This window comes from Sphingomonas sp. (assembly GCF_026460985.1).
Classification (GTDB): domain Bacteria; phylum Pseudomonadota; class Alphaproteobacteria; order Sphingomonadales; family Sphingomonadaceae; genus Sphingomonas.
Window position 1 is genome coordinate 81,105 of sequence record NZ_JAPKNM010000068.1, and the last position, 11,072, is coordinate 92,176.

General features: G+C 66.4%; 12 protein-coding genes. 10 read left to right on the forward strand and 2 right to left on the reverse strand.

Annotation, left to right across the window (positions count from 1 at the left end; genetic code table 11):
* Window positions 1–40 precede the first annotated feature (40 nt).
* From MT490_RS11690 to MT490_RS11735, 10 genes are all read left to right on the forward strand, one after another.
* Complete coding sequence (locus MT490_RS11690; protein ID WP_297387601.1) at window positions 41–712, forward strand: response regulator; 672 nt, start codon at window positions 41–43, stop codon at window positions 710–712.
* Between the two features lie 412 nt (window positions 713–1,124).
* The gene (locus MT490_RS11695; RefSeq protein ID WP_297387603.1) at window positions 1,125–1,685 is read left to right on the forward strand and encodes a hypothetical protein; all 561 of its coding nucleotides are present in this window, start codon (window positions 1,125–1,127) and stop codon (window positions 1,683–1,685) included.
* A gap of 103 nt (window positions 1,686–1,788) precedes the next feature.
* On the forward strand, window positions 1,789–2,349 hold the full coding sequence (locus MT490_RS11700) for a hypothetical protein (protein ID WP_297387606.1): 561 nt from the start codon (window positions 1,789–1,791) through the stop codon (window positions 2,347–2,349).
* A 98-nt stretch (window positions 2,350–2,447) separates the two neighbouring features.
* Window positions 2,448–3,002 carry a hypothetical protein gene (locus tag MT490_RS11705; RefSeq protein ID WP_297387609.1) on the forward strand — a complete coding sequence of 185 codons (555 nt, stop codon included), beginning with the start codon at window positions 2,448–2,450 and terminating at the stop codon, window positions 3,000–3,002.
* A gap of 92 nt (window positions 3,003–3,094) precedes the next feature.
* Window positions 3,095–3,658: a hypothetical protein gene (locus tag MT490_RS11710; protein WP_297387611.1), complete on the forward strand. Its 564-nt coding sequence runs from the start codon at window positions 3,095–3,097 to the stop codon at window positions 3,656–3,658.
* Window positions 3,659–3,669: 11 nt separating this feature from the next.
* Window positions 3,670–4,257 carry a hypothetical protein gene (locus MT490_RS11715; protein ID WP_297387614.1) on the forward strand — a complete coding sequence of 196 codons (588 nt, stop codon included), beginning with the start codon at window positions 3,670–3,672 and terminating at the stop codon, window positions 4,255–4,257.
* Window positions 4,254–4,811 carry a hypothetical protein gene (locus MT490_RS11720; protein ID WP_297387617.1) on the forward strand — a complete coding sequence of 186 codons (558 nt, stop codon included), beginning with the start codon at window positions 4,254–4,256 and terminating at the stop codon, window positions 4,809–4,811. The genes MT490_RS11715 and MT490_RS11720 overlap by 4 nt, the downstream gene beginning before the upstream one ends.
* Window positions 4,812–4,839: 28 nt before the next feature.
* Complete coding sequence (locus tag MT490_RS11725; protein ID WP_297387621.1) at window positions 4,840–5,595, forward strand: fimbria/pilus periplasmic chaperone; 756 nt, start codon at window positions 4,840–4,842, stop codon at window positions 5,593–5,595.
* 55 nt (window positions 5,596–5,650) lie between these two features.
* Window positions 5,651–8,131, forward strand: coding sequence for a fimbrial biogenesis outer membrane usher protein (locus MT490_RS11730; RefSeq protein WP_297387624.1), 2,481 nt, complete (start codon window positions 5,651–5,653; stop codon window positions 8,129–8,131).
* Window positions 8,128–9,135 (forward strand): hypothetical protein, encoded by a 1,008-nt coding sequence (locus MT490_RS11735; protein WP_297387627.1) that lies wholly within the window; start codon window positions 8,128–8,130, stop codon window positions 9,133–9,135. Before MT490_RS11730 ends, MT490_RS11735 begins: the two co-directional genes overlap by 4 nt.
* An 18-nt stretch (window positions 9,136–9,153) precedes the next feature.
* Here MT490_RS11735 and MT490_RS11740 read toward each other — a convergent pair whose 3' ends face one another.
* Together MT490_RS11740 and MT490_RS11745 are read right to left on the reverse strand one after the other, a co-directional pair.
* Entirely contained in the window at window positions 9,154–9,453 is a 300-nt protein-coding gene (locus tag MT490_RS11740) for a hypothetical protein (protein WP_297387630.1), read from the reverse strand.
* Window positions 9,454–10,243: 790 nt separating this feature from the next.
* Window positions 10,244–10,714 (reverse strand): hypothetical protein, encoded by a 471-nt coding sequence (locus MT490_RS11745; protein WP_297387633.1) that lies wholly within the window; start codon window positions 10,712–10,714, stop codon window positions 10,244–10,246.
* Window positions 10,715–11,072: the final 358 nt, after the last annotated feature.

The window sequence follows — 11,072 nt, forward strand, 5'->3', positions numbered from 1 at the left end:
CCTTATTGTGCGCTATGCCAGGCTGTGTAGAGATGTTCATATGCAGCGGGGTTTGATTCTTGTCATTGACGATGACGAGGCCGTCCGTTCTTCGACCGGACGCCTGTTGAAACGCGTGGGTTACGCCGTGGAGACTTTCGACAGCGGCGACAGCTTCCTTGCCGCGTCGCTGCCTGCCGAAATCACCTGCGTGCTGCTCGACGTGCGGATGCCCGGTACCGATGGGATCGGCGTGTTGCGCGCGTTGACGGCCCGGGGCCAGCAGGTCCCGGCCATCGTCATCAGCGGCCACGGCGATATTCCGCTCGCGGTGGAGGCGATGCGGTTGGGCGCCTTCGACTTCCTCGAGAAGCCCTTCTCTCCGGACGGGTTGTTCGAATCCATCGACCGCGTGATCTCGGAAAAGCCCGACGCGCACGCCGTCCACGGCAAGGATCCCGCCGCCGAAGCTGCCGTCGAGGCGCTTTCATGGCGTCAGCGGCAGGTGCTGCTGGGCATATTGTGCGGCCATCCCAACAAGATCATCGCCTATGAACTGGGGCTCAGCATCCGGACGGTCGAAGCCTATCGCTCGCAGTTGCTCATGCGCCTGTCCGTCCGCGGCACTGCGGATGCCGTGAAGCTGGCACTGGCTGCCGGCCTCGACGCTTCCGAGTTCGGCGAGACTCGGAGCGCGGCCGCCGTGCAGGTGCAAAGCCAGGGACTGTCATAGGCCGCAACCGGCCGGCGCCGCCTGCCCGCGCGGATGCGGGCGACCCTTCCGACCCCAATATCTCCGCCCTTGCGATCCGCGTGAAATGTGGAAGCGCCGGCCGGCTTCGGTCGCGACCCGATCCAGCGGAAATGCTGTAGTAGTTCTACGCATCATGCCCGTAAGACGTGTAGTAATACGGCAGTGTTGATACGATATTTATAAGCACACTCGGAAATCGGATGATAGGTCAATCGATTAGCGATCGGCCACCGAGATGCGCAATTATCCGAATATATCGCACCTTAATACTATAGCGACTCTACCGTTGCGTCGTACAATTACGACCAATGCACGAGTCCGCAATTCAGCGTTCTTCGGAAAAGAATACGCAGCAACGTATGTTCTGATCGCCGCCTGTCTTGCCGCCACCGTGGCATGTCCGGTCCGGGCGCAGACGACAGCCTATTCGCCGGATAGCGGCCGCACGCCGAACCAGATCGTGCTGATGGTGCCGGTGACGGCGTCGGTCGGCGGACGGTGCGGCTTTGCCGACGGTGGTGCGCCCGACGGCAGCTATCACCAGGACAATTTCGACGAGACTGGGCTGCAACACCAGTTCGCGTTCATGCTCGACTGCACCGGCCCCTCGCGGGTGGCCGTCGTCTCGCAGAACGGCGGAATGCTCACCCCCGGTGCGGCCCCGGCCGGCTATGCGACGAAGGCGCCGTACGACGTGACGCTGCACCTTGTCGGAAACGGTGGCGCGACCACCGCGACCGCGACCTGCGCAGCGGACACGCTTCCCGTCGGCGCAGGCTGCTCGTTCCTCGGGCCCGCCAGCACCTCGCAGGGGCTGCGCCTCGCGAGCGCCTCGACGCTGCAGAGCGGCTCGTATCTGAGCGTCTCCGCGCCGCCCTATTCGGGCGCGGCGGCGCTCGTGACCGGTACCTATTCAGACGTCCTGACGGTGACGCTCAGCGCATCGCCCTGACGCCGAGATCGCCGGCCCGCGCCCGGGCGATCCGGCGTCCCAATTCCCCGGGCCCCCACCGACGACACAGTTTGAACCATCCCTTTTCAGAATGGAGCAACCGATGAAAAAGCTTCTTTTCGCAGCCTTGGTCGCCGGCTCGGCGCTCTGGGCGATCCCCGCATCGGCGCAAAGCACGTCCGGCACGGTCAACCTCAGCGGCACGGTCGCGGCCAAGTGCACCTCCGCCGGCGGCCTCAGCGACAGCATCAACCTGGGCGAGTTGGCGATCGCCAACGGCACGGTCGACAGCAGCTTCTCATCGAACGTCGGCGGGCTGACCCGCTCGTTCACGGTCACCTGCACGAGCGCCAATCCGCAGATTTCGGTCGATGCGGCGCCGCTGGTGAACGCTGCGGTGCTGGTTCCCACCTCCGGCTACACCAACACGGTCCACTATACCGCGACGATGACCGCATCGAAGGCGGCGGGCGGCAACACCTCCGCGATCGACACTTCGAACGTGGCGGGCCCCACCGCGTCGTCGGTGGGCGACCACCTCGCCAACGGCGCGAACAACATCGTCGTGACGGTGTCGAACGGCAACACCACCAGCGCCACCGACCTGCTGGAGGCCGGAAGCTACGCCGGGACCATCTCGCTGACGGTGAGCCCCTCGGCCTGACCCTCGAGCGGAAAGTGCTTCCCCGGCTTTCCGCTCACCCCCGGGGCGAGAGGGACTCGCGTCTCCCCTCCCTCTCGCCCCACCTGATGGAGGTTCCAATGCGTGCAGCGATTTTGGCAGCGTCCCTCGCTCTTCCCCTGATCGCCGTCCCCGCGGCGGCGCAATCGACGGGAACCGTCGATGTCAACGGCTCGGTCGCCGACCGCTGCCTCTTCACCACGCCTTCGGCGGTGATCGCGCTCGGCGAGATCTCGCTGGCCGGTAGCGGCGCGGGCGCAGGCAGGCTCGATCCGAGCCGGATCGACAATCAGACGCGCGACCTGGTCGGCTGGTGCAACGGCACCGCCGCTACGATGACGGTCGAGGCGCACCCCTTGCTCAACCTCGACTATGGCGGTGCACCCGTCGCGGGCTTCGACACGCGCGTCGACTATCTGGCCACCGCCGTCGCCAACAGCGCGAGCGCGACCGACAGTTCCACCATGGCCAGCCCCGGTGCGGGCAGCCCGGTGAATGTCGGCCTTTTCTCGGGGAACGTCCGCGTGAGCCTCTCCCAGTCGTCGACGCCGGGCAACGGACTGCTCGTCGCCGGCAATTACGGCGGGATGGTGATCGTCGTGCTGGCGCCGAACTTCAGCTTCGGCGGCGACTGAGCGTCCGGCCGCGCCGCTCGAGCACGATCGCGGCGCAGGCCAGGCAAGGTCGCCGCATCCAGGCTTTAACTAATTAGGATGTGGAGATGAACATGAGTACTCGTAATTGGTTACTCGTCGGCAGCGTGCTCGCGCTGGCCGCCGCGGGCGAGCCCGCGTCGGCGCAGAGCGCGGGCGAAGTCCCCGCGACGGTGCCGGTCACCGGTACGGTCCCTTCGGTCTGCCATGGCGGGACCCTGGCCGGCGGCGGCGCCTTCGACCTGGGCATCCTGACCGACACCTCGACCGGCCTCCTGCGCACGGACCTGTCGGCTCCGCCCAAGACGCTGACCGGTGCCTTCTGCAGCACGCGCAGCCGAATCGCCGTGGAGGCCACGCCGCTGGTCGCGCAGAACGCGCCCGGCACGCCGCCGTCCGGCTTCTCGCACACGGTGAACTATCGTGCGGTCGCCAGCGGCTGGACCGACACGCCGGCTAGCTTCGGCACGGCGGACGCCAGCCACGCCTTCGCCGTGCAAGAGCGCGGCACCGCCTTCCAGGGCGACATCGCCCTCTCGATCGACAGCTTCACCACCGGTGGCGGCGCCGCGCTGCGGCTCGTCGCCGATCCCGCCTATCGCGGCGCGATCACGGTGACGCTCTCGGTGGTGAATTGAGGAGCCGCGCCATGCGCAGCCTTGCTCCCTTGCTGATCGCCTTGGCCGCGCCGGCGCCGGCGATCGCACAGTCGAATGCCGAGACGCGCAATCTCGACGTCACGGGCGAGGTTCCGGGCACCTGCACGCTCGGCGCGCCGCAACTGGCGGCAGGGCCGCAGGTCAATTTCCGCGGGATCAACGGCAACGCGCTGCCGATCGACCAGCTCGTCGACTCCGAGACGCTCTCGACCGAGCCCGCCTCGACCGAGATCGGCTTCGAGGCGGCGTGCAGCTTCCCGCATCGCGTGCGGCTGGAGAGCCAGAACAACGGCCTGTGGCGCACGAGCGAACGGACCAGCGCCGCGCCTGCCGGGTTCGGCGACGCGGTTCCCTATCGCGCCACCGTCCGCTGGGCGTCGGAGAACCTGCAGCTCGTTGCCGATGCGCGGTTCCGCCGCATCGCCGGCGACACGCTCTTCGTCGACCGAACGGCGACCGGCACGCTCCGGCTGCGGCTGGAGATCGACGCCGGCGCCACCAACCAGCGCGCAAACGCGCCGCTCGTCGCCGGCACCTATGGCGACACGCTGCGCATCAGCCTGGAGCCACAGCAATGAGGACGCTCTTTCTCCTGGCGCTCGCCGCGGTTCCAACCCCCGCGCTCGCCCAGAACCAACCGATCGCCAGCCATGTCGAAATCATCGGCGAGGCGGCCCCCGTCTGCGTGATGCGGCCGCCTGCCGATCACAGCGGCGTCAACGCGAGCTTCCGTTCGGTTTCGGCCGGCGCGGGACGGATCCGGATCGAGCAGCTCGCCGATCCCGTCGACGCGACGCCGCATGCGGCCGAGATCCGCGTCCTGCTTCCCGTCATCTGCAACGCCCCGCATCGGGTTGTTCTCCGGAGCGGGAACGGAGGGCTCCGGCTCGAGGGACCTCGCCCCTCGCAGTCGGAGCCTTTTCGCCAGTTCCTGCCCTACCAGCTCGGCATCTCCTGGGGCGGCGATCAGGCCCGGCGCAGCAGCGACGCCGCCGGGCCGCTGATGATCGCCGCCGGCGCGGCGCGCTCGGGCGAGATGGAGGTGATGTTCACGCTCGCAGGCGGCGGCGCGCCGCTCGTGGCGGGCACCTATTCCGACGAAATCATCATCGAGGTGCAGGTCGCAAGCTGACGGAGCGGCCATTGTTTGGAGACAGGACATGAAGCAGTGGGTTCACAATTTCGCACTTGGTTCGACACTCGCGATGGCGATGCTCTGCGCCGCGCCCGCGACGGCGGAAACCGTGCAGCCGGTGGTGCTCGACCTTTCCACCAGCGGCCGCGGCATGAGCCAGACGATCACCGTGGAGAACAGCTTCAGCCGGCCGCTCCCCGTCGAGCTGCGCGTCGAGGAGGTGACCTTCGACGAGGCCGGCCTCCACGCGACGGGCACGGATCCGGGCGAGTTGCTGATCTTTCCCCCGCAGGCGATCATCCAGCCCGGCCAGACCCAGTCGTTCCGCGTGCAATATATCGGCGATCCCGCCCTGGCGCGCAGCAAGCATTACTACGTCACCGTCGCGCAGCTCCCGGTGCAATTGCCCCAGGGCCAGTCGGCGATCCAGATCCTCTACAACTTCCAGGTTCTGGTGAGCGTGAGCCCGAGCGGCGCCAAGCCGCAACTCAGGATCACGGGCAGCGAAGTGGCCAGGGACGACAAGGGCCGGCCGGTCGCCGCGATCACGCTGGCGAACGACAGTCCCGCGCACGGCTATCTCTCCAAGGGGCGCCTGCGGATCGTGGAGCGCGACCGTGCCGGCAAGGAAGTGTTCCGGCGCACCTTCGCCGGGCCGGAGATCCAGCAGACCATCGGCTTCGGGCTCGTCGGCGCCGGCCAGACCCGGCGCGTGATCGTCCCGGTCCAGCTACCCACCAGCGAGGGCACGATCGATGCGCAGTTCACCCCCGAAAACTGAGCGGGCCCGGCGCCGCCGGGTCCTCGCGCTCGCCGCCGGTTGCGCGACGCTTGCGATGACGGCGGCGGCCCATGCGTCGGAGAACGATCCCCCACAGACCGCCCAGGCGCAGGAACGCCACATCGTGCTTCCGCGGCCCGCCGGCACCGGCGCCGAGCCGCAGGTCCGGTACAACCCGACCGGAAAGCCGGTGACGCTCACCGTCGCGGCGAAGGACGGCCCGGTCTATCTGGGCGACATCGTCCTCACCATCAACCCGGACGATTCGCTCGAATTCTCGGCGCAGCGCCTGATCGACCTGCTCGGCAACGTGCTTGATCCGAACGTGCTGCGGACGCTCCAGGCGAGCTTCGCGGGCAAGGCCGTGATCGGCCCGGAGGCGTTCCAGGGCTCGGGCATCCAGATCCGCTATGATCCGCAGGATCTGGCGATAGCGCTCGACATAGACAGCGCGAGCCGCGTCACGCGCACGGTGATGGTGAGCCCGCTCGATCGCGATCGTCCCGGCACCTTCGTCCAGCCGGCCGACTTCAGCGCCTATCTGAACGTCCGGGGCTCGGTCGACTATCTCTGGGACGGGTTCGAAAAGGGCGTGCAGGCGCCCGTCCTGTTCCTCGACAGTGCCGCACGCGTGCTCGGCACCGTGGCGGAGACGCAGGCGATCTGGCAGCCGGGCGGCGACGGCACCGATTTCCAGCGTCTCGGCTCGCGGCTGATCTACGACGACCCAAAGCGCCTGATGCGCTGGACGCTGGGTGACCTCCAGCCGGTGGTGCGCGGCTTCCAGTCGCTGCCGGACATCGCCGGCCTGTCGGTCTTCCGCTCGTACAGCGTGCTCCAGCCGCAGGAGATCGTGCGGCCGCGCGGGGATCGCAGCTTCCAGCTCGCGCGCCCGTCCACGGTCCAGGTCTTCGTCAATGGCGAGCTGGTCCGTCAGCTCCAGCTCGCGGCGGGCACCTACAATCTGCGCGACTTCCCCTTCACGCAGGGCGCGAACGATGTTCGGCTGTCGATCATCGACGATGCCGGCCGGACCGAGAATCTGCGCTTCAACGTGTTCCTCGATCAGTCGCAGCTCGCGTCGGGGTTGAGCGAATTCGGCGTCTATGCGGGCGTGCTGGCGCCGCTCGCGGCGCATGGCCGCCGCTATACCGGCAAGCCGGCGATCACCGGCTTCTTCCGCCACGGCGTGAGCGACGCGCTTACCCTGGGCGCCAACATCCAGGCCGACGGCGACAATCAGATGGGCGGCGTCGAGGCGGTTTGGGGCACGCGGCTGGGCACCTTTTCGGGCAGCGCCTCCTTCTCGCACATCGATGGCGTCGGCAATGGCCGCGCGGTGCTGGCGACGTTCCAGCGCCTGATCCAGCGCCGGGGCGGCCAGTCGGATTCGATCACGGCCTTCTTCGAGAGCCGCAGCCGCAACTTCGGCCCCGCCGGGACGGTCGTGCCGGGCAACCCCTTCGCCTGGGAGGCCGGCGGCGGCTATTCGCACAGCTTCAACGCCAATCTCTATGGCGGCATCGACGGACGCTATTCGCGCGGACGCGACGGCCAGCGCGACCTATACAATGTGCGCGGCACGATGGGCTGGCGGATCAGCGACCGGCTGAGCGCGACCGGCGACCTGCGGTACGAGCGCGACAACCGCCGCTCGGGACTGGGCGGGCTCGTCTCGCTGACGTTGCGCCTCGGCCGCTATTCGAGCCTGCGCGCGGACTATGATACGCGCAACGAGCGCGCGCGGCTTTCCTACACCACGATCCACGGCCAGGGCGTCGGCTCCTACAACATCGCGGCCGACATCGAGCGCGACCGGTTCGGGACCGGCGTCAATCTCGCCGGCAACTATGTCAGCAATCGCGCGGACCTGGGCTTCAGCCATTTCGGCGCGTTCAGCGACGATTTCGGCCGTTCGACCGGCCAGCGGACCTCGTTCCGGTTCGGCACCGCGATCGCGGTCGCCGACGGCGCGGTCACCATCGGCCGGCCGATCTACGACAGCTTCGCGGTGGTGAAGGGGCACAAGAGCCTGAAGGGCGCGAACGTCCTGGTCGACCCCTCGCAATTCGGCCACACCGCCTCGACGGGGGCGCTCGGCACGGCCTTGCAGCCTAGCCTCAGCTCCTATGCCGAGCGCACCGTCCAGGTCGACGCGCCCGCGGCGCCGGCCGGCTATGACCTGGGGCAGGGCAGCTATCGCCTCTTCCCGCCCTATCGCAGCGGCTACCGGCTGGAAGTCGGCTCGGGTTACAACGTGACCGCGATCGGCAAGATGATCGATCGCAACGGCGATCCGGTCGCGCTGGTGACCGGCACCGCGACCGAGCTCGCGCATCCCGAGCGCAAGCCGGTCGACATATTCACCAACAAGGAGGGCCGGTTCGCGGCCACCGGCCTCGCGCCGGGGCGCTGGCGGATCGACATGCGCGACCCCGAAAAGAGCAGCTTCGTCATCGAGATCGCGAAGGACGCCGAGGGCGTGATCAAGCTGGGCGAACTGGCTCCCGGATCGAACGAGGAGAAGAAGCCGTGAACACCCGGGTCAGATTGCTCGCAGCTCTCTGCGGGCTGCTCTCCGCCGCCGTCGCGGCGCCGGCGCTCGCCGCCGACAAGGGGACGTGCGGGGTGTCTGGCCAGGCGCTGGCCTCGCCCACGATCACCTATGATCCCTTTTCGCCGACCGGCCTCACCCAGGTCACCATCCCGCTGGTCCTGACGCGCTTCGGCACCGGGGCCGCCAAGACGCAGACGGTCAACTTCGTGCTGACCATGCCCGTCGGGTCGCCCAATTATCAGATCCTCTACAACGGGAGCAGCATCCTCTATACCGAGGGCAACACGATGGGGCATCCGACGATCAACTCGCAATCGTCGGGCGAGATCTATTATAATTTCGGCGGCGCCTCGCAGCCGGACCAGTCCACGCCGTTCAATCTGGTGGTGACCGTTCCGGCCAATGTCGATCTCTCCGCGGGGAGGCCGATCGATTTCGATATCCTCTATGTGTGCAACGGCACGGGCGGCATGGCCGATGTCGTGACGCCGTCCAAGCTGGTCAGCGCGATCCACATCGACGTCAACGTGCTGAGCGCGCTCCAGGCCAGCTATGCCGGCCCCCCGCTCGATTTCGGCGAGGTGGGCGACAAGACCGATGCCGATGTCGCGGCCACGCCGATCGAGCGCACCGGCTATGTCCGGGTGGCGAGCTCGGGCCCCTATTCGATCGAGGTCGCCTCGCAGAACGGCTATCGGATGACCTTCCCCGGCGGCAATCCCGCAGTCTCGAACCAGTCGCTTCGCTATTCCGCGACGATGCTCGGCCAGACGCGCGATCCGGGCGATCCCTCTTCGATCACGCGCATCTGCATGCGCGCCGGGCTGACCGGATCGCCGCCGAACCAGGGCATATTGCTGCCGCTGGACGTCTCGTTGCTGGAGGGCGGTCAGACCAAGACCCCGGCGCCCAACTACCAGGATATATTGACGATCACCGTATCGCCGCTGGCGGCGACGACACCGGGGACGACCTGCCCCTAGGGGCAGGCGCCCGGGGGATCAGAGCGGCGTCGCGTGGAACGAAAGCGTGCCGTTCGCCTGTGCCCGCGGCAGGCGCAGCGTCACGTTGCGCGATACGGCCGCGGGGTGCGACGAGGACGAGACGAGCGTGGGGCCGTGCCCCGCGAGCGTCACTGCCTTGCCGTCCACCACCAGCGTGGCACCGGCGAGCTCGGGCGAAGAATTCACATAGACCCGATAGCCGTTGGGGCTGTTGCAGAACTCCGCCAGGGTTCCGAGCGCGATCTCGCTTCCCGACGCGGGAAGCATCCCGTTGTCGAGGGTGGCCCGGCAAACCATGGGAGCCTCCCCCGAAACCGCGAGGGTATAGCCGTCCCGGCCCGACTGGGCGGAGGCAGCGCTTCCCACGACGGCCGCCGCTGCGAGCGCAAGGCAGGCCGCGTGGCGCATTGCTCCGGAAAAATGCTTCATGTGCGACATCTCCTGTTTGTCCCGACTCTATCCCGAGGCCGGTTGACGGCGCGTTAAAACGATCGGGCCGTGCATTCGGTCCGCGCTTTCGATTATCTTGGGGGGAGGCCTGCGCGAGCAGCCTCGCGCGTCGACCTCGCTTGCGACCTCGCCGAAGGCGTTGTGGAGCGAGACCATGGTGATCGCGCCGGCGAGCCTGGTGCCTGCGGCAGCGGTATCGGTTGTAGGATCTCGCGGACTTAATTTCGCACTTTTCCCGCGGATTTGCTCATAAAGTTGCGCGGTGCGGAAACTTTCGTGCGCGGGCGACAGGGCGTTGTACCGAGTTCAAAGAGCGGCGGTCGCGAGCGGCCGCGTTCGATTGCAGCAGGCGAAATCCTACATTGCAAAATGAAGATCGCACCTATCCGACGCTGTCCAAGGATTCCCCCAATTCGCGGCCCGTCGAGCACCGTGGCCCCATCGCTTCACGGCCAATTCTCGGTGGACTACACCGACGATACCGCAGAACATAGCGATAGTCTGGTTTTCGGAAGGGACAGGTATAGCTGTCGGCATAGTCCTTGTCGGCGTCCGTGCCATAGCCCGTCGTACCGCCGCCGCTATGGCGGATGGGCTGGCTCCGAGCCCGCACATGCCTCCACTCTCTGCGGTAAATTTACTTTACAGGCTGCGTCGAAACCGCCATTTTTACAGCAACCTTTGAGTAGTTTACTTCTCCGTCCGGGCCAGGTTGCTGCTTAAGTTCATCGAGAGCGTAAACGATCTCTACTCGGTGACCTATCTTGAACAATTGCACATCCGCGGGATTGTTCACGTATATCCCAATCGATTCCGGGCGCCCCTCGTCGGTAATTATATCGACCATGTTATTGGGACCGGTTCCACCTTGCCCCGCGTAGTAGGCTCTTTCGATTACGCCAGAGAATCGCTTCGACGGCATCATGCCGGAGCCGATGTGTTCCCACCACTCCGGTGAACCAAATAGCCCCATCGACCCCTTAAGGCCCATGCTAGGCTTGCTCGCATTAAGGGTGAGGGCTTGAGTTAGCTCAACCCGCGCTGGATTCGCGCGAAGCTCATCGGCGAGCTCGAAGACACTCTTCATCGAATACTTCATATCATTCATCTTACCAAATCCACGTATTACTTTGGTACACGCTGGAAGCCAAGTAAGTTTTCGTTAAAAATATCAATGCCCGCACCTCGGCCCAGCTGAGTAGTCATTTGCCCGCTCTCAACCTTAAACCGAACGTTTGTCTGCATCCAGCGCCCCGTCTGCGTTGACATGCCGGGAAATTGTGCGGCCGCTGGCTCGTTTGCGGCAATGCCAATTTCTTGCAGCCGCGCGGACGTTCCTGGTGCGGTAGTCATTCTAGAGCGTTTTCCGATCATTCTGCATCGTACCCGGCGCTAGCGAAGTAATTGGCGCACTCCTGCGGCGAGTAGAGATCGATGATGCGGCCGATGGCGTCCCACAGGCCATG